The following is a 15,773-nucleotide window of genomic DNA, read 5'->3' as shown; positions in this document are numbered from 1 at the left end:
GTCGCAGGACCGGCCCTTTCGACATTCAGAGATCTGCGGTGATCAGGCCGCGGCGGTCTCGGCCAGCTTGGCCTTGATCTGACGCTTCAGCTTGAGCGCGCGGGGCGACAGCACCGCCTCGTCAGCCTTGACGAGGAAGGCGTCCAGGCCGCCCTTGAAATCCAGGGTGCGCAGCGCGGCGTTCGACACGCGCAGGCGGTAGCTCTGGCCCAGGGCCTCGGACTGCAGCGCGGTGGCGCGCAGCGAGGGCAGGAACCGGCGCTTGGTCTTGATGTTGGAGTGGCTCACCTTGTGGCCAACCATCGGGCCGACACCGGTGAGTTCGCAACGACGCGACATCGTCTTGATCCTTCATGCGCGCCGCCTGGCGCGATAAAATGCAAACGCGCAGGCCTGATCAGCCCGCGCGGGAGCGGCGATATAGGCCGAACGGCCCTTCGGCGTCAAGGCGCGGAAAGGCCGGACTGGAAGGCCCCGCTTGCAGGCGCCGTTCACAAATCCCAGCTATGATGCCGCTATGAACCTGAATCGCACCCTTCGCCGCGCCCTGGTGTTCGCCGCGCCCGTCCTGCTGGCCGGCGCCGTGACCCAGGCGCAGGAGTCGACCCCCATCCTGCCCGGCTATTGGGAAAGCTCCAGCCGCATCGCGCTTGGTCCGATCAGCGACAGCGACACCGAACGCCGGTGCGTCCGCGCCCATGAGATCGAGCGCTTCTTCTCGGGACCCAGCAACCGCCACTACACCTGCACCTATCCGACGCGCGAGGTGGCCAATGGCCGGGCCCGCTTCGTCGGCCAGTGCCGGGACAAGCGCGGCCGCACCGTCGATGTGTCGGTCTCTGGGACCTATACGCCGACCACCTTCCAGCTGTCGGGCAATCTGCGCACCTCCATCGGCGGTGTGCCCATCGCGCCCACGGGCAGCATCCGCGCCCGCCGCATCAGCGCCGAGTGCCCGTAGAGCGGGCGGTGGCTGACCGTCGGCTGGTCCTTTCGGGCTGAGCTCAAAAGAAAAACGCCCGGTCGCGATGCGGCCGGGCGTTTTCTTGTCTGAAGCTGAACGCGCCCGTCAGGCGGCAGCGGCGGCCTGGGGCTGGGGCTGCTTGCTCAGCGACTTGGTCAGAATGGCCACGGCGGCGTCGCGGTCGATGCGCTCGATGGCGGCGACTTCACGGGCCATGCGGTCCAGGGCCGATTCATACAGCTGGCGCTCCGAATAGGACTGCTCCGGCTGGTTGTCGGCGCGGTGCAGGTCGCGGACCACCTCGGCGATGGAGATCAGGTCGCCAGAGTTGATCTTGGCTTCGTATTCCTGGGCGCGGCGGCTCCACATGGTGCGCTTCACCCGGGCGCGGCCCTTCAGCGTGGTCAGGGCCTTGCCCACCACGTCCTCGGCGGCGAGCGAGCGCAGGCCGGCGGTCTTGGCCTTCTTGGTCGGAACGCGCAGCGTCATCTTCTCGTGGGCGAAGGTCACCACATAGACCTCCAGCGCCATGCCGGCGACTTCCTGGGTCTCGATGGCGGCCACGGTGCCGACGCCATGCGCCGGATAGACCACATGATCCCCGACCTTGAACTCAAGCCCGCTCTTGCTCGTCATTCCAAATCCTCTTGTGCTGCAAGGTCAGCGCCGCCTTCCCCCGCGGACCGAAGACCGCGAGCCGTGTCGCCGGGGCGGCCCTTTTCAGGTCCGCCGGACGCCGATCACCGCATCGGGAACAGGAGACAACCCAACCTTGCCGAAAGCCGTTCCTTTCGAGGGACGGTTCTTTTCACGAAATCGGGCGGCCCGCGAAGTTCACGACCGCCCATCCAGGTTGCGAATGTATCACAGAAAAGCGGAAAAACCAACCGCAGGCGAATGATCGCGAAGCGCGACGACGGGCTCGCTCAGCGGCTGGACAGGACGAACGTATTTCCATCCGGGTCGCGGAACGTGGCGAACGTGCCCCAGGGCTGCTTCTGGGGCGGCCCTTCAAACTCGACCCCTCGTTCCGACAGCTTACGCCAGGTGTGCTCGACGTCATCGCAGGCGAAAGAGCCGTTGAAGAATGAGCCGACGCGATCCTCATGCCCTTCGGGGGTGAACAGCACGATGCGGGTCTCGGCGTTGCCGATGCCCAATTCGATCCAGCGCTTGCCGCCCCCCATCGGCTGATCTGTGATCACCCGAAAGCCCACCTTGTCGACCCAGAAGCGGAGGGCGGCGTCCTGATCGTGCGTGGGAATGGATGCGAACTTGAGACGGTTGATCATTTCGGCCTCCGAGCGCGGTGGTAGCCAAGGGGGCTCGCCGGAGTCCACCAGAGGCGTTATTGCTATGGCAATGAAGGATACAGTGACCCTGCATCGCCCTATGCTGGAAGGGCTCATGGCCGACCTCATCGGCCATGATCGAACGCCGGCCGCCTATGTGGTCTATCTGGCGATCTGGTCCGCGGGAGACGGCGGGCGCGTGGCGCTCAGCTATGCGGATCTGGCCGCCCGCACCGGGCTGGCGCGCCGGACGGTGCAGACCGCCATCGCCCACCTGCATCGGCGCCAGCTAGTCGCGATAGAGCCGGGCGCGCCGACCGAGGTTCGCAGATACCAGCCGCTTACGCCTTGGCGGCGATGGGCAGATTAAGAGCCTTTCCCAGGCTTCTCGGAAAAGTACTTCTCGAACTTACCCGTCTCGCGCTCGAACTGCTCGGCGTCCGCGGGCGGCTCGCCCTTCACGGTGATATTGGGCCAGACCTTGGCGAAGGAGGCGTTGATCTGCAGCCACTTGCCGTCGGGCTCGTCCTCGGTGTCGGGCTTGATGGCGTCGACCGGGCATTCGGGCTCGCACACCCCGCAGTCGATGCATTCGTCCGGGTTGATGACCAGGAAGTTCTCGCCCTCGTAGAAGCAGTCCACCGGACATACCTCGACGCAGTCCATGAACTTGCAGCGCACGCAGGCGTCGGTGACGATGTAGGTCATCGGGGGACGATCAGGGGACGGGGAGAGAAACCGGGGGCGGACTTGGGCTCAAGGGGCGCCGTTGTCAACCGGGCGGACCTGGCTGCGGTGCGCGGCTAATAGGCGCCAGCGGCCTTCCACCTTGATGTAGAGATCAACGAAGGCGTTCCGATCCAATACGCGCCCTTCGGCGTCGATCAGGCTGGCTTCGCCTATGGCCTGGGCGCTCTCGCCGGCGATGCGGATGCGCAGCGGTTCGACGGACACCCTCAGCGGCGGCGCCGCCGGCAGACGGCGGACGTGCTCGATCTGACGCGCCCGGTCCCAGATCTGACCGCTTGGCATCGGCCGCAGGAAGTCCTCGGCCAGATGGGCCTCCATCCACGCGGCGTCGGCGGCGCCGTGCCAAGCGCGCTCAAGCTCGGCGATGGCTGCTTCGTCGGCGGGGGTCGCCAGCGCCAAGGCTGCGGTGAGCAAGGCGATCATGCCGTCGGCTCCTCAGTGGACAGGTACAGCGCCCGCGCCTCGGCGGGCGGGCCCCGCCGGACGCCACAGGCGATCACCTGCACGTCGATCAGCCGACCGGCGCGCGCGAAGACGAGGCGGTCCTGGGGCTGAACCGAGCGGCTGGGCTTGTCGAGCCGGGCTTCGGATCCATGGCGGAGGCGCCGAGGGCGCGCGGTCTCCACGAAGCGAGCCGCCTCGGCGCGGGTCTTGAAGAAGCGAGCGCGCCACAGCCAGACGTCGATGCGACAGGTCTCGGCGGGCGGCGAGGGGCTCATGGACGCACCATGCGCGCCTCGGCGGGCGCGCGCCAGAGCCGCTAGCGCTCCAGTATGCGGTTCACGTGACCCATCTTGCGGCCGGGGCGGGCCTCGCCCTTGCCGTAGAGGTGGACGCGCACATCGGTCAGGCCGGCCAGCTTCTCCCAGCGATCCACATCCTCGCCGAGCAGGTTGCTCATCTCGACGCGGGCGTGGGCCGCGGTGGGGCCCAGCGGCCATCCGGCCACGGCGCGGATATGCTGTTCGAACTGATCGCAGTCGCATCCGTCCTGGGTCCAGTGGCCGGTGTTGTGGACGCGCGGGGCGATCTCGTTGACCAGCAGGCGGCCATTCTCCAGCTCGAAGAGCTCGACGCCCAGCACGCCGACGTAGTCGAGGCCCTTGAGGATGCGCCGGGCGATGATGCGGGCGCGGCGTTCGAGACGCTCATCGATATCGGCGGGCGCAAGGGTCGAGCGCAGGATGCCGCCGCCGTGGCGGTTCTCGCCGATCGGATAGACGGCCGTGCGACCGTCCCAGCCGCGCGCCGCGATCACCGACAGTTCACGCGTAAAGGGCGCGGCGGCCTCCAGGATGGCGGGTCGTTCGCCCAGCTGACGGAAGGCGCGGCCCGCGCCCGCGACGCTGCGCACCCAGACCTGGCCCTTGCCGTCATAGCCCTCTCGCCGGGTCTTGAGCAGGGACGGAACGCCCAGCCGCTGGGCCGCCTCACGCGCCTGCTCGGCCGTGTCGACGGGCAGGAAGCGCACGGTCGGCGCCCCAACCCTGTTGAGGAAGGTCTTCTCTTCGAGACGGTCCTGGGCCGTGGCCAGGGCCAGGGCGCCCGGCGCCACCCGCGCGCCAGTCTTCTGCAGGCGCTCCACCGAGGCGGCCGGCACGTTCTCGAACTCGAAGGTGACCGCGTCGCAGGCCTTGCCCAGCACATCCAGCGCCGTGGGATTGTCGTAGGCGGCGACGATCTGGCCCTTGGAGACGCGCCCCGCCGGGCTGTTTTCCTGGGGATCGAGGATGCAGACATCGAAGCCCAGGCGCGCGGCGGCCTGAGACAGCATGCGGCCCAGCTGACCGCCGCCGAGGATGCCGATGGTGGAGCCAGGCGGAAGGGGCGTCACGTCAGTCTTCGACGCTCTCGGGGATGGCGTCGGACTGGGCCGAGCGCCAGTCAGCCAGCCTGCGGGCCAGGTCCGCGTCCGCCAGGGCCAGGATGCGCGCGGCCATCAGGCCGGCGTTCTTGGCCCCGGCCTTGCCCACGGCCAGGGTGCCCACCGGGACGCCGCCGGGCATCTGGACGATGGACAGCAGGGAATCAAGGCCGTTCTGCAGCTTGGACTCCACCGGCACGCCCAGCACCGGCAGGTCGGTCATGGAGGCGGTCATGCCCGGCAGGTGGGCCGCCCCGCCCGCGCCGGCGATGATGACCTGGAAGCCCTCGTCCCTGGCCCCCGCGGCGAAGTCGTACATGCGCTGGGGCGTGCGGTGGGCCGAGACGACCCGCGCCTCATAGGCGACCCCCAGCTCATCCAGCACATGGGCGGCGGCCTGCATGGTCGGCCAGTCCGAGCGGCTGCCCATGATGATCGCCACCCGGGCGCTTTGGTCTGCCATGACGCGGAGGGGCCCCTTTCGGAAAGGCGCGGAGTATAGGCGCCCGCGTTGCGCTCGCAACCGCGCCGTCTACTCTGGTCCCGTGAGCGATTCCGCCGAGACCCTGAAGGCCGAGATCGAACGGCTGGCGGCCGAGCTGCAGGCTTGGCGCGCCCGCGCCGAAGCGGCCGAGCGGCTGGCCGACCGCGACGCCCTGACCGGTGTGCTGAACCGGCGCGGCTTTGACCAGGCCCTGTCGGCAGGCATGGCCTATGCCCGACGTCATGGCGTGCCGGCGGCGCTGCTCTATCTGGACCTCGACGGCTTCAAGACCATCAACGACGGCCTGGGCCACGCGGCCGGGGACGCGGCCCTGATCGGTGTGGCGCGTCTGCTCGAGGCCAATCTGCGCGAAAGCGACAGCGTCGCGCGCCTGGGCGGCGACGAGTTCGCTGTGCTGCTGCTGAACGCCGATCAGGCGGCCGCCAGGGCCAAGGCCGAAGCCCTGGCCCGCGCTCTCGGCGATGAGGGTTTCGAGTGGGAGGGCGAGCGGCGCCCGCTGGGCGGCTCCTTCGGGGTGCGCGCCTTCACTGGCCAGGCGGCCCCCCAGGACTGGTTGGCCGAAGCCGACGCCGCCATGTGGGTCAGGAAGCGCGAGCGCTAGTACCCACCGATGACGGGCAGGATCTCGCCGGTGATGTAGCTGCCCGACTGGGGCGAGGCCAGGAAGACATAGGCCGGCGCCAGCTCCTCGGGTTGAGCCGGACGTTTCATCTTGGCGCTGGAGCCGAACTCGGAGACGCCCTCGGGGTCGCGATCGGCGGGGTTCAGGGGGGTCCAGACCGGCCCCGGCGCCACGCAGTTCACGCGAATTCCCTTCTCCAGCAGCGAGCCTGACAGGGCGCGCGTAAAGGCGTGGATGCCGCCCTTGGTCAGGGAATAATCCAGGAGCTGCTTATTGCCGTCGATGCCGGTGATCGAGCCGGTGTTGATGATGGACGAGCCTGGCTTCATGTGCGGCAGAGCCGCCTTGATCATGTGGAACATGCCGTAGAGGTTGGTCTTCATGGTCAGATCGAACTGATCCTCGCTCAGCTCCATCAGGTCGCCCACGTGCTGCTGATAGGCGGCGTTGTTGACCAGCACGTCCAGCCGCCCGAAGGCGTCCAGTGTCTGCTTGACCGCTTCCTTGGCGAAGGCCGGATCGGCGATGTCGCCGGCGAGCAGGATGGCCTTGCGCCCTTCTTTCTCCACGGCGGCCTTGGTGGTCTTGGCGTCCTCCTCCGAGGACAGATAGGCGATGGCCACGTCGCAGCCCTCGCGCGCGAACAGCACCGCTACGGCCCGCCCGATGCCGGAATCGGCGCCGGTGATCAGGGCCGCCATGCCCTCCAGCTTGCCCGACCCCTTCCAGTGCGGGGCGTCATAGAGGGGTTCGGGCTTCAACCTGGCCTCAAGGCCTGGCTTGGCTTGATGCTGCTCGGGAAAGGGCGGTTCGGGGTACTTGCGCGCGCCCGCCTGCATGGCGCCGGAACCGCCGTCCTCGTCCTGTTTCCGGTCTGAGCGGTCGATGGGCCGCTGGATGTCGCGCTGGCGCTCGACGACCGCCTTCTCATCGGCGTCGGGTGTGGCGTTGTCGGCGTGGCGGCGGTCGGCCATGGCGGCGGCTCCTTCAGGGTTCGCCTCGCTAACCCGCGGCGGCGCCGGGCCGTTCCGTCAGCGGTATTCGGGATTGGGGTGACCGAAGCGCGCGCCCGCCTTCCAGGCGCGACGGTCGTTGCCCTCGTTGGGAAAGCCGCCCGCCGCCTTCAGCAGCTTGGCCATGTGCATCAGGTTCCAGGCCATGAAGACGGCGTTGCGCTGGGTGAAGTCGTTCTCGGGGCCGCCAGAGCCGTCGTCGCAGTAGGAGGGGCCGGGACCCGCCTCGCCCACCCAGGCGCAGTCCGACTGGGGCGGGATGCAGAAGCCGATGTGCTGTAGCGAGTAGATCAGGTTCATGGCGCAGTGCTTGGCGCCGTCCTCATTGCCGGTGACCACGCACCCCGCCGCGCGGCCGTAGAAGATCGACTGCCCCTTGTCGTTCAGCTCGCCGGACCAGCCGTAGAGCCGTTCAATCACCCGCGTGCAGACCGAGGACTTCTCTCCGCACCAGATCGGCGTGCCGATGACCAGGATGTCGGCGTCCAGCACCTTCTGCTGGATCATAGGCCAGTCGTCGCGCTCGAAGCCGTGTTCGCGCATGTCGGTCTGGACGCCCGGGGCGATGTCGTGGTCGACCGCCCGAACGGTCTCGACGGTCACGCCCTGCGTCTCCATGACCGCACGGACGACGTCCATCAGCCCGTCGGTATTCGAGGTCTGAGGGCTGGGCTTGAGCGTGCAGTTGATGAACAGGGCCGAAAGCCGGTCGTGGGCCATGGCGCCCTCCTGAGGTTCGTCTGCGGGACCGTCCGAGGGAACGCCCCGGCTCCCGAATGGCTCAGACGCGGTTCTTCGCCCGGCAAAAAAGGGTCGTCCGCGCGCGGCAGATTCGGACCGGCGCTCCTACCTTGAGCGCGATGAGGCGCGAGAAAGTCCCGCAATAATAATGGACTAGCCGATGGCCCAGGCCTTGCTGCGGCGCTTCCCACGACCGGGTGCAAAACGCGCCGCCCCACTCTCCCTTCGTGGAACCCGCGCGCACCATGTCGCCTGCCGAGCTGTCCATCGCGGCCCTTGAGCCCCGTCCGGCCCCCCAGGGCCAGGGCGCGCCGGCGCGTCTGGGCGGCTTTGAGCAGTTGCTGGCCAGCCTGGGTGGCGGCGGAGCCCCGGATGAAGCGGCGGCTCCAGTCGTGCAAGGCGGCGCGCGCCCGGCCGGGCGGCTGTCGCGGCCCATGTCCGCCGCGCCGGAGGCCGCCAATGATGGGCCGGTGCAGGCGGCGGCCCTCGCGACGCCGACCCGTCCTGGGCGGCTGATCCAGCCGCAGCCCTTGACGAGCGCCGCTCCCGCCGCTCCCGGTGAGCCGGCCGCGCCAGCGTCGGGTCCGGACCCGTCCGCCGAGACGACGCCCCTCACGGCCGCCCTGGTCGGATCCACGCCCCAGACGGCGCCGGCCCAGGCCGCCCCGCCGACGGCGGCCGCCGCTGCTTCACAGACCTCCACGCCCGCATCAGCCGTGGCCGCGCCGGTCGCTACGATCGCCGATGCGGCGCCGCAGGCCCCCGGCGTGGCCCAGCTCTCCACGCCCCAGACCCCCGGCTCCCCGCCCCTTGCGGCGGCGCCCGCGGGCCAGGCGCAGGCCCAAGCTCAGCCCCAGGCTCAGTTCCAGACTCAGGGCGCGACCGAGGGCCTGGCCGCCCTCAGCGCCATGGCCTTGCAGATGCAGGACGAGGGGGCGGACACGGCTGAGACCCGCCCGCCCACCGCGCCCCTGACCCCGACCTCGCCGGCGGCGGCGTCGATACAGGGGGGCGCCGCCCATCCGATGGCCGCCCAGACCGCCGTCGCCGCCCACGCTCAGACCCAGGCTCAGGCACAGACCGCCGCCCGCGCCGAGGCGTCTCAGACGGCTGAAGTTCCGGGCGCCGCCGCGGACGACGCGCTCATGGCGTCCTTGCCGCAGAGCGCCGCTGCGACCGCGTCCCTGACGGGCGCCGCCTTCCAGCCGACCGTCCACGCGGCCCACGCCGTGGCGGCCGCCGATGTTCTCGCGCAGGTCTCGGCGCAGATTCTGCGTCGCCTGGAGGGCCAGGTCTCGCGCTTCCAGATGGAGCTCCACCCGGCCGATCTGGGCCAGGTGGACGTGAAGCTCGACATCGACGCCGAGGGGCGTCTGCAGGCGCGCCTGGCTTTCGACAATCCGGCCGCCGCCGCCGAGATGCGCGGACGGGTGGATGAGCTGCGCCGCGACCTGCAGCAGGCCGGGTTCCAGCTGGCCGACGATGCCTTCAGCTTCGCCGAGCGGGGCGACCAGGACAGCCGCGGCGGGCGACGCGCGGCCCATGCCTTTGACGCCGGCGAGCGCCTGACCGAGGCGGCGGAGGCCCCCATGCAGCGGCTGACATTCAACGCCCGATCCGGCGTGGACGTAAGGATCTGACCATGGTCGACGGCGTCTCCCTCAACCAGGCCCAGCAGTCCACCGTCACCGGACGGGCCAGCCTGGCCCAGAACTACGAGACCTTCCTGCAGCTGCTGACGGCGCAGCTGAAGAACCAGGATCCGCTCTCGCCGGTCGATTCCAACGCTTTCACCGCCCAGCTGGTGCAGATGGCGGGCGTCGAGCAGCAGATCCTGACCAACGAACTGCTGACCGGCCTGGTCGGCGCCTCCGCCACCGGTCTGAACGGGGCGGTCCAGTATATCGGCAAGGAAGTCACCGCCGCCGGCGCCGCCGTGCGCCTCCAGGACGGCCAGGCGACCTGGTCCTACGAACTGGCGCGCCAGGCCGAAGGCGCCACCCTCGAAATCCTCAACGGGCAGGGCGAGGTCGTCTGGAGGGGCGCGGCCCCCGAACTGGGCGAGGGCGTCCACGACTTCACCTGGGACGGGCGCAACAGCGCCGGTGACCAGCTGGCCGATGGCGGCGTCTACACCCTGCGCATCAGCGCGGCGGCCGCGGGCGGCGCGCCCGTGGATTCCCAGGTGCTGATCCGCGGCCGCGTGACCGCCGTCGAGCTTTATGACGGCCAGCCCTACGTCACCGTGGGCGGCTCGGTCCTACCGCTCAGTCAGATCATCAGCGTGGCCCAGCCCGCCGCCGCCCCGGCCCCGACCGGGGACGAGGCGGACAGCATCCTGGCCCGCCTCAACCCCATGAAACTGTTCTCGTAAGGAGCGTATCGCCATGAGCATCAACAGCGCCATGCTGGCCGGCGTCTCCGGCCTCACCGCCAACTCCGCGGCCCTCGCGGCCATCTCGGACAACATCTCGAACGTGAATACGGTCGGCTACAAGCGCAGCCAGACCGACTTCCAGACCATCGTCACCGGCTCCTCGGCCGGCGGGTACAGCGCCGGCGGGGTCAAGGCCAACACGCGCCACTTCATCTCCGCCGAGGGCCTGCTGCAGCGCACCGGCCGCAGCACGGACCTGGGGATCGACGGGCAGGGCTTCTTCGTCGTCACCGAACGGCCGGAGAACCTGCAGGCCACGGATGCGCGGCTGTTCACCCGCGCCGGCTCGTTCCAGATCGACACCCTCGGCTATCTGCGCAACAGCGCCGGCTTCTATCTGCAGGGCTGGCCGGTGGACGCAGAGGGGGAAGTCAGCGCCGACCCCTCCGACCTCAGCCGTCTGGGCTCGATCAATGTGGGCGCGGTGGGAGGCGCGGCCGAGCCGACGACCCGGGCCCAGATTAACGCCAACCTGCGGTCATCCCAGGCCATCTCGCCCGAGGCGGCCGACGCGGCGTTGGTTCCTCCCGGTCCCAACGCCTACAACGCGCTGACCAACTCCATGTCGGCGTGGGACCCCGATACCGGCGCCGGGGTCAAGCCCGACTTCGAGCTGCAGGTGCCCGTCTCCGATTCCAAGGGCGGCAAGCGCACCCTGTCCATCGCCCTGCTGAAGAGCGACGTGCCGAACCAGTGGTACGCGGAGATCCGCGCCATTCCGGCGTCGGACGTAGTGACCGGCGCGGGCCTCGCCCCCGGGCAGATCCGTTCGGGCCTTGTGGCCTTCACCCAGGACGGACGCCTGGACGTGGCCGCCATGCAGGCCATGGCGCCCGGCGTGGCCCTGTTCCCTGATCCTTCCCAGGCCAGCCTGACCTTCGGCGCCTCTGACGCCGCGGCGCCGGGCGCGGGCCAGGTCAACTGGGCTGGGGGGCTGGGTGTGGATGATCAGCAGATCACCTTCGACCTGACCGCAGCGGCCGGGGGGCTGACCCAGTACGACAGCCAGTCGGTGGTCCAGGCCGTGATCACCAACGGCACCGCCTTCGGCAACCTGACCAACATCGAGATCGACGAACTGGGCAACGTCGCCGCCATCTTCGACAACGGCGTCACCCGCCGCATCGGCCAGATCGCCATCGCCACCTTCCCCAGCCCGGACAACCTGACCTCGGTGTCGGGAAACGCCTACCGGGTGAGCCAGGGCTCCGGCACCTACAACCTCAAGGCGCCGGGTTCAGGCGGTTCGGGCTTCATCGCACCGTCCCAGCTGGAGGCCTCGACGGTCGACCTGTCGGCCGAGTTCACCGGCCTGATCACGACCCAGCGCGCCTATTCCGCCTCATCCAAGATCATCACTACGGCGGACGAAATGCTCGAGGAGCTGATCCGGGTGAAACGATAGATTAACCATACTAACGGGGGCGCTTAATTCCTGATTTACCATGATTGGGGGCTGTCATGATTCAGTCTTCCTTCACCACGGGATTTAAGCGGCTTTTAGGGGCGGATGGCTATGCTTGCGCCAAGATGGTGGTGAGAGAGGCCTAAGCCCATGCTGCAAGAGCAACGCGTAAACAGCAGAGGCGAGAAGTATATCGTGGGTCCGACAGGAAACGCACTGACGCTGAATGATCTGCCCCCGCCCAATACGGAGCGGTGGGTGATCCGGCGCAAGGCCGAGGTGGTCGCCGCCGTGCGCGGGGGTCTCCTGACGCTGGAAGACGCCTGCGAGCGCTATCGCCTGACGGCTGAAGAATTCCTGGCTTGGCAAAAGGCCATCGACCGCTGGGGCATGCAGGGCCTGCGCACGACCCGCATCCAGCAGTACCGCGACTAATTCTTCTCCGAACCGAAGACGGATAGGCGGCCGGGGTCCAGGCGGATCCCGGCCGTTTCGCCTTCGCGTGGCGGCGTTCCCGTGACCGAGGCGCGCAGTTCCAGCCCGTCTGGCCCGGTCAGCTCAACGGTCCAGCGCCCGCCGGCGAAGCGGACTGAACGGACCCTCAGCGCATTGCCGGTGGTCAGGGCCACGTCCTCGGGCCGGACCCCCAGCCTGCCGGCCCCCGCCGGGGCGCCGGACGCGGGAAATTCTCCGACGGCGGTGAACGCCACGCCGTCCGCGATCCGGGCTGGAATCAGATTGATCGGCCCGAGCAGCCGCGCCGCCTCCGCCGAGGTGGGCCGCTGATAGACGTCCTGAGGGGCGCCGGTCTGGAGGATCCGCCCCTGATGCATGACGGCCAGAGCGTCGGCGGCCATCAGCGCCTCGTCCACGTCGTGCGTCACCAGCAGGCAGGCGGCGCCGGTCTCGCGGATCAGCTCGAGCGCGGCGCGGCGCACGGTTTCTCGAAGCGCGCCGTCCAGTCCGGAGAAGGGCTCGTCCAGCAGCACGGCTTCAGGCCGGGGGGCCAGGGCGCGGGCCAGGGCGACGCGTTGCTGCTCGCCGCCGGACAGCACGTGCGGATAGGCGTTCGCCCGGTCGGCCAGATGCACCCGTTCCAGCAGTTCAAGGGCGCGGGCGCGGCGTTCGGCTCGCGCAAGTCCGCCCAGGCCGAAGGCCACGTTCTGCAACAGGGTCAGGTGAGGGAAGAGGGCGAAGTCCTGGAACACCAGGCCGATCCGGCGTCGTTCGACCGGCACGTGGACGCCCGCGCCCGACAGCGTCCGGCCGCCCATGGTGATGCGACCGCTGTCCAGCCGCTCAAGCCCGGCGATCAGGCGCAGCAGGGTGGACTTGCCGCAGCCGGACGGACCCAGGAGGCAGGTGACGGCGCCCGGCGCCAGGCTCTGCGAGGCGTCGGCCACGGCCAGCCGCGATCCATAGGCCTTGCGGACCTGGTCGATGTGGACCTCGGCGGTCATTGCGTGACGCCTCGCGCCGTGCGGCTCACCTGCCGGTTCAACCAGATCACCACAGGGGCGGCGATCAGCACGATCAGCAGCGACGGCCACGCCGCCTGGGCCAGGCGCTCGTCCTTGGCGTAGCGGTCGGCGATCACGGCCAGGGTGTCGAAGCCGAAGGGGCGCAGCATGACGGTGGCGGGCAGCTCCTTGAGGATGTCGATGAACACCAGAAGGGCCGCCGTGAGAAGGGCGCCGCGCGCCATCGGCAGCTCGACCCGCAGGGCCGCGCCGGTTTCGCTCTCGCCCAGGCTGCGGGCGGCGTGGGCCATGGCGGGGGTGACGCGCTCCAGCCCGGCGCCGATGGGTTCAAGGGCCGCGGCGGTCAGACGCGAGGCGTAGGCCAGCACCAGCAGCAGCACGCCGGCGCCCAATCCTTGCGCGGCGCCCTCGACCCCGCGCCAGAGGAATCCGGCCGGCGCCAGCAGGCCCACCGCCATGACCGCGCCGGGGGTCGCATAGCCCAGGCCCGCAAGCCGCGTCAGAAACGGCGTCCTGCGCCCGCCCAGGGCCAGGGCCGTGGCCAGGCCCAGGGTGAGGGCGCCGCCCAGAACGGCCAGGATCAGGACATTGCGGCCGGCCCTGACCAGGGCGGCCGTATCGGGCTCGACGCTCAGGCCCTGATGCGCCAGCCAGCCTAGCGGCAAGGCCAGGCCGAGGCCGATGAGCCCCACGCAGAAGACAAGGGCGGCCAGGCCGCGCCATCCGCCCAGGGGTTCGAGCGCGAGCGGCGTCGCCTTCGCCCTGGCGGCGTCGGATACCCGGCCCTGGCGACTGCGGCGTTCGATCCACAAGAGCACGGCGGCGGCCCCCACCAGCGGCAGGGCCAGCCGGGCCGCCTCGGCGGTCGATCCGAACACGCTCCAGGCCCGCACCACGCCCGTGGTCAGGGTCTGCACACCGAGGAAGGAAACGGCGCCGTAGTCAGCCAGCGTCTCCATGACGGCCAGGGCGGCGCCCGCCGCGAGAGCCGGCCGCAAGAGGGGCAGGATGATCCGCCGCAGGGTCTGGGCGCGCGTGGCGCCGAGGGTGCGCGCCGCCTCCAGGGTGCTGGCGGACTGGTGCGCCAGAGCCGCGCGCACGGTCAGGTAGACGTAGGGGTAAAAGGCCAGGGACAGGATCAGGCCCGCGCCCCAAAGGCTGCGCACGTTCAGGTCGGGGCTGACCCCCAGCGCACCGCGCAGCGACGACTGGATCGGTCCGGCGACGTCGAACAGGTCGGCGTAGCCGTAGGCCAGCACGAAGGTGGGGGCGGCCAGGGGCGCCGCCAGAAGCCACGCCATCAAGCCTCGTCCCGGGAAGCGATGCAGTCCGACCAGCACGCCGGCCGCCGCGCCCAGCACGGTGGCGCCCACTGCCACCATGGCGGCCAACGCCGCCGAGGCGCCCGCATACCTCAGAAAGGTCGGCGCGGTCAGGCTGTGGGCCCCCGGCTGCAGGGCGGTCATGACGGCGGCGGCCAGCGGCGCGATCGCCACCAGGGCGGCGAGCAGGGCGGCCCAGGCCAGGGGGCTCGGGCCCCTCCGGTCGCTTCGGGCGCGGAGCGGCAGGCTCACCGCCAGCCGACGGCCTCAAAGATGCGCTGGGCCTCGGCCTGGCGCGGCCCGTAGGCGCTCATGGGCAGGGGATCGACCGGCCGGGCGGCGTAGTCGCGCATGCGCTCCGGAACCGCCGCGCCCTCGGCTGTCGGGAACTCGTTCGTCACCTCGGCGAAGACGCCCTGGGCCTGAGCTTCGGTAAGGAATTCCATGAAGCGGATGGCGTTGGCCCGGTTCGGCGCGTTGGCGGCCAGGCCGGCGGCCGAGACGTTGTTGTGCGATCCCCGCCCATCCAGGCTGGGGAAGCCCAGCCTTACACCCTGCATGATCTCGCGGTCGGCCGCGTTTTCGGAGCCCGCCATGCGCAGGAAGTAATAGCTGTTGGTGATGGCCACCTCGCACTGGCCCGCGCCGACCGCGCGGATCTGGTCGGTGTCGCCGCCCTGGGGCGGGCGGGCCATGTTGGCGACGACGCCGCGGGCCCATTCCGTCGCGCGCTCGGGGCCCCAATGCTCGATCAGGGCTGACAGCAGCGAGATGTTGTAGGGGTTGTCCGAGTTGCGCACGCACAGCTTGCCGCGGAAGCGGGGCGAGGCCAGCTCTTCGTAGGTGTCGATCTCTTCGGGACGCACCTTGGCCGAGTCATAGGCGACCACGCGGGCGCGGCGGGTGAAGCCGAACCAACGGTTCTGCGGATCGCGGAAGTTCTGCGGCACGCGGCTGACCAGGTCGTCGGAGGCCGCCGGCTGTAGCAGACCGGCCTCGGCGGCGCGGCCCATGGCGCCGGCGTCGGCGATGACGATCACGTCGGCGGGGCTGGCGTCGCCTTCGGCGCGCAACCGTTCGATCATCTCACTGGCGGGCATCTCGATGCGGCGCACGCGGATGCCGGTGGCCTCGGTGAAGGCCTCGTAGACCTGAAGATCCGAGTCGTAGTGCCGAGCGGTGTAGAGGTTGACCACGCCCGCGTCGGCCGGCGCGTCGTCCCGCTTTCCGTCCTCGCCCTGACAGGCGGCCAGTGGCAGGCTCAACATCGCGGCCAGGCCCAGGCCGATCGTCAGGCGGCGATTGAACAGGCGGGCGAGGGGCATGGGGGCGGGACTCCTGGGCGCGACCGACGCCTCCTCGCACAGTTGAGAACCC

20 protein-coding genes are annotated in these 15,773 nt (G+C 69.9%); 7 read left to right on the top strand and 13 right to left on the bottom strand.

The window, feature by feature from the left end:
• Nucleotides 1-42: 42 nt before the first annotated feature.
• Nucleotides 43-339, bottom strand: coding sequence for a 50S ribosomal protein L28 (rpmB, locus tag Q0812_RS11705; protein WP_302110523.1), 297 nt, complete (start codon nucleotides 337-339; stop codon nucleotides 43-45).
• 178 nt (nucleotides 340-517) lie between these two features.
• Here rpmB and Q0812_RS11700 point away from each other — a divergent pair, with 178 nt between their 5' ends.
• The gene (locus tag Q0812_RS11700; RefSeq protein ID WP_302110522.1) at nucleotides 518-961 is read left to right on the top strand and encodes a DUF3617 family protein; all 444 of its coding nucleotides are present in this window, start codon (nucleotides 518-520) and stop codon (nucleotides 959-961) included.
• A gap of 108 nt (nucleotides 962-1,069) precedes the next feature.
• Here Q0812_RS11700 and Q0812_RS11695 read toward each other — a convergent pair whose 3' ends face one another.
• Both Q0812_RS11695 and Q0812_RS11690 read right to left on the bottom strand, forming a co-directional pair.
• Nucleotides 1,070-1,600, bottom strand: coding sequence for a CarD family transcriptional regulator (locus tag Q0812_RS11695; protein WP_302110521.1), 531 nt, complete (start codon nucleotides 1,598-1,600; stop codon nucleotides 1,070-1,072).
• A gap of 290 nt (nucleotides 1,601-1,890) precedes the next feature.
• Nucleotides 1,891-2,256 carry a VOC family protein gene (locus Q0812_RS11690; RefSeq protein ID WP_302110520.1) on the bottom strand — a complete coding sequence of 122 codons (366 nt, stop codon included), beginning with the start codon at nucleotides 2,254-2,256 and terminating at the stop codon, nucleotides 1,891-1,893.
• A gap of 70 nt (nucleotides 2,257-2,326) precedes the next feature.
• Here Q0812_RS11690 and Q0812_RS11685 point away from each other — a divergent pair, with 70 nt between their 5' ends.
• Nucleotides 2,327-2,626 (top strand): helix-turn-helix domain-containing protein, encoded by a 300-nt coding sequence (locus Q0812_RS11685; RefSeq protein ID WP_302110519.1) that lies wholly within the window; start codon nucleotides 2,327-2,329, stop codon nucleotides 2,624-2,626.
• Here the strand turns inward: Q0812_RS11685 and fdxA are convergent.
• Genes fdxA through purE form a run of 5 tightly spaced genes read right to left on the bottom strand, consistent with a single transcriptional unit; the run spans nucleotide 2,623 to nucleotide 5,333 of the window.
• Complete coding sequence (gene fdxA, locus Q0812_RS11680; RefSeq protein WP_302110518.1) at nucleotides 2,623-2,964, bottom strand: ferredoxin FdxA; 342 nt, start codon at nucleotides 2,962-2,964, stop codon at nucleotides 2,623-2,625. The two genes, Q0812_RS11685 and fdxA, sit on opposite strands and share 4 nt — an antisense overlap.
• A 48-nt stretch (nucleotides 2,965-3,012) precedes the next feature.
• Nucleotides 3,013-3,429 carry a nuclear transport factor 2 family protein gene (locus tag Q0812_RS11675; protein ID WP_302110517.1) on the bottom strand — a complete coding sequence of 139 codons (417 nt, stop codon included), beginning with the start codon at nucleotides 3,427-3,429 and terminating at the stop codon, nucleotides 3,013-3,015.
• Complete coding sequence (locus Q0812_RS11670; protein WP_302110516.1) at nucleotides 3,426-3,725, bottom strand: RNA-binding S4 domain-containing protein; 300 nt, start codon at nucleotides 3,723-3,725, stop codon at nucleotides 3,426-3,428. The genes Q0812_RS11675 and Q0812_RS11670 overlap by 4 nt, the downstream gene beginning before the upstream one ends.
• A 41-nt stretch (nucleotides 3,726-3,766) precedes the next feature.
• The gene (locus tag Q0812_RS11665; protein WP_302110515.1) at nucleotides 3,767-4,840 is read right to left on the bottom strand and encodes a 5-(carboxyamino)imidazole ribonucleotide synthase; all 1,074 of its coding nucleotides are present in this window, start codon (nucleotides 4,838-4,840) and stop codon (nucleotides 3,767-3,769) included.
• 1 nt (nucleotide 4,841) lies between these two features.
• Nucleotides 4,842-5,333: a 5-(carboxyamino)imidazole ribonucleotide mutase gene (gene purE / locus Q0812_RS11660; RefSeq protein ID WP_302110514.1), complete on the bottom strand. Its 492-nt coding sequence runs from the start codon at nucleotides 5,331-5,333 to the stop codon at nucleotides 4,842-4,844.
• 82 nt (nucleotides 5,334-5,415) lie between these two features.
• Between purE and Q0812_RS11655 the strand changes: the two genes are divergently transcribed.
• Complete coding sequence (locus tag Q0812_RS11655; protein ID WP_302110513.1) at nucleotides 5,416-5,976, top strand: GGDEF domain-containing protein; 561 nt, start codon at nucleotides 5,416-5,418, stop codon at nucleotides 5,974-5,976.
• Here Q0812_RS11655 and Q0812_RS11650 read toward each other — a convergent pair.
• Nucleotides 5,973-6,971 carry an SDR family oxidoreductase gene (locus tag Q0812_RS11650; RefSeq protein ID WP_302110512.1) on the bottom strand — a complete coding sequence of 333 codons (999 nt, stop codon included), beginning with the start codon at nucleotides 6,969-6,971 and terminating at the stop codon, nucleotides 5,973-5,975. The genes Q0812_RS11655 and Q0812_RS11650 overlap by 4 nt on opposite strands.
• Before the next feature lie 57 nt (nucleotides 6,972-7,028).
• The gene (locus tag Q0812_RS11645) at nucleotides 7,029-7,730 is read right to left on the bottom strand and encodes a flavodoxin family protein (RefSeq protein WP_302110511.1); all 702 of its coding nucleotides are present in this window, start codon (nucleotides 7,728-7,730) and stop codon (nucleotides 7,029-7,031) included.
• A gap of 266 nt (nucleotides 7,731-7,996) precedes the next feature.
• On the opposite strand from Q0812_RS11645, the gene Q0812_RS11640 reads away from it, so the two are divergent.
• From Q0812_RS11640 to sciP, 4 genes are all read left to right on the top strand, one after another.
• Entirely contained in the window at nucleotides 7,997-9,391 is a 1,395-nt protein-coding gene (locus Q0812_RS11640) for a flagellar hook-length control protein FliK (protein WP_302110510.1), read from the top strand.
• A gap of 2 nt (nucleotides 9,392-9,393) precedes the next feature.
• Nucleotides 9,394-10,125 carry a flagellar hook assembly protein FlgD gene (locus Q0812_RS11635; protein WP_302110509.1) on the top strand — a complete coding sequence of 244 codons (732 nt, stop codon included), beginning with the start codon at nucleotides 9,394-9,396 and terminating at the stop codon, nucleotides 10,123-10,125.
• A gap of 13 nt (nucleotides 10,126-10,138) precedes the next feature.
• The gene (gene flgE, locus Q0812_RS11630) at nucleotides 10,139-11,593 is read left to right on the top strand and encodes a flagellar hook protein FlgE (protein WP_302110508.1); all 1,455 of its coding nucleotides are present in this window, start codon (nucleotides 10,139-10,141) and stop codon (nucleotides 11,591-11,593) included.
• Between the two features lie 150 nt (nucleotides 11,594-11,743).
• Nucleotides 11,744-12,028: a CtrA inhibitor SciP gene (gene sciP, locus Q0812_RS11625; RefSeq protein WP_302110507.1), complete on the top strand. Its 285-nt coding sequence runs from the start codon at nucleotides 11,744-11,746 to the stop codon at nucleotides 12,026-12,028.
• On the opposite strand, the gene Q0812_RS11620 is transcribed toward sciP, so the two are convergent.
• Genes Q0812_RS11620 through Q0812_RS11610 form a run of 3 tightly spaced genes read right to left on the bottom strand, consistent with a single transcriptional unit; the run spans nucleotide 12,025 to nucleotide 15,721 of the window.
• On the bottom strand, nucleotides 12,025-13,053 hold the full coding sequence (locus tag Q0812_RS11620) for an ABC transporter ATP-binding protein (protein WP_302110506.1): 1,029 nt from the start codon (nucleotides 13,051-13,053) through the stop codon (nucleotides 12,025-12,027). The genes sciP and Q0812_RS11620 overlap by 4 nt on opposite strands.
• A complete protein-coding gene (locus Q0812_RS11615) occupies nucleotides 13,050-14,648 on the bottom strand; it encodes an ABC transporter permease (protein WP_302110505.1) in 1,599 nt (532 codons plus the stop codon). The genes Q0812_RS11620 and Q0812_RS11615 overlap by 4 nt, the downstream gene beginning before the upstream one ends.
• Complete coding sequence (locus tag Q0812_RS11610; protein ID WP_302110504.1) at nucleotides 14,645-15,721, bottom strand: extracellular solute-binding protein; 1,077 nt, start codon at nucleotides 15,719-15,721, stop codon at nucleotides 14,645-14,647. Before Q0812_RS11610 ends, Q0812_RS11615 begins: the two co-directional genes overlap by 4 nt.
• Nucleotides 15,722-15,773 lie beyond the last annotated feature (52 nt).

Origin of the sequence: Peiella sedimenti (genome assembly GCF_030504955.1) — a bacterium.
Lineage (GTDB): Bacteria > Pseudomonadota > Alphaproteobacteria > Caulobacterales > Caulobacteraceae > Brevundimonas > Brevundimonas sedimenti.
This window is presented reverse-complemented; position numbering and strand designations above follow the sequence as displayed.

Excerpts from the sequence above, each read along its gene's own strand:
- Q0812_RS11650 (WP_302110512.1), bottom strand. The coding sequence starts at position 6,971 with ATGGCCGACCGCCGCCACGCCGACAACGCCACACCCGACGCCGATGAG.
- Q0812_RS11670 (WP_302110516.1), bottom strand. The coding sequence starts at position 3,725 with ATGAGCCCCTCGCCGCCCGCCGAGACCTGTCGCATCGACGTCTGGCTG.
- sciP (WP_302110507.1), top strand. The coding sequence starts at position 11,744 with ATGCTGCAAGAGCAACGCGTAAACAGCAGAGGCGAGAAGTATATCGTG.
- Q0812_RS11620 (WP_302110506.1), bottom strand. The coding sequence starts at position 13,053 with ATGACCGCCGAGGTCCACATCGACCAGGTCCGCAAGGCCTATGGATCG.
- Q0812_RS11690 (WP_302110520.1), bottom strand. The coding sequence starts at position 2,256 with ATGATCAACCGTCTCAAGTTCGCATCCATTCCCACGCACGATCAGGAC.
- flgE (WP_302110508.1), top strand. The coding sequence starts at position 10,139 with ATGAGCATCAACAGCGCCATGCTGGCCGGCGTCTCCGGCCTCACCGCC.
- fdxA (WP_302110518.1), bottom strand. The coding sequence starts at position 2,964 with ATGACCTACATCGTCACCGACGCCTGCGTGCGCTGCAAGTTCATGGAC.
- Q0812_RS11675 (WP_302110517.1), bottom strand. The coding sequence starts at position 3,429 with ATGATCGCCTTGCTCACCGCAGCCTTGGCGCTGGCGACCCCCGCCGAC.
- Q0812_RS11610 (WP_302110504.1), bottom strand. The coding sequence starts at position 15,721 with ATGCCCCTCGCCCGCCTGTTCAATCGCCGCCTGACGATCGGCCTGGGC.
- purE (WP_302110514.1), bottom strand. The coding sequence starts at position 5,333 with ATGGCAGACCAAAGCGCCCGGGTGGCGATCATCATGGGCAGCCGCTCG.
- Q0812_RS11645 (WP_302110511.1), bottom strand. The coding sequence starts at position 7,730 with ATGGCCCACGACCGGCTTTCGGCCCTGTTCATCAACTGCACGCTCAAG.
- Q0812_RS11700 (WP_302110522.1), top strand. The coding sequence starts at position 518 with ATGAACCTGAATCGCACCCTTCGCCGCGCCCTGGTGTTCGCCGCGCCC.
- Q0812_RS11685 (WP_302110519.1), top strand. The coding sequence starts at position 2,327 with ATGAAGGATACAGTGACCCTGCATCGCCCTATGCTGGAAGGGCTCATG.
- Q0812_RS11635 (WP_302110509.1), top strand. The coding sequence starts at position 9,394 with ATGGTCGACGGCGTCTCCCTCAACCAGGCCCAGCAGTCCACCGTCACC.
- Q0812_RS11640 (WP_302110510.1), top strand. The coding sequence starts at position 7,997 with ATGTCGCCTGCCGAGCTGTCCATCGCGGCCCTTGAGCCCCGTCCGGCC.
- rpmB (WP_302110523.1), bottom strand. The coding sequence starts at position 339 with ATGTCGCGTCGTTGCGAACTCACCGGTGTCGGCCCGATGGTTGGCCAC.
- Q0812_RS11695 (WP_302110521.1), bottom strand. The coding sequence starts at position 1,600 with ATGACGAGCAAGAGCGGGCTTGAGTTCAAGGTCGGGGATCATGTGGTC.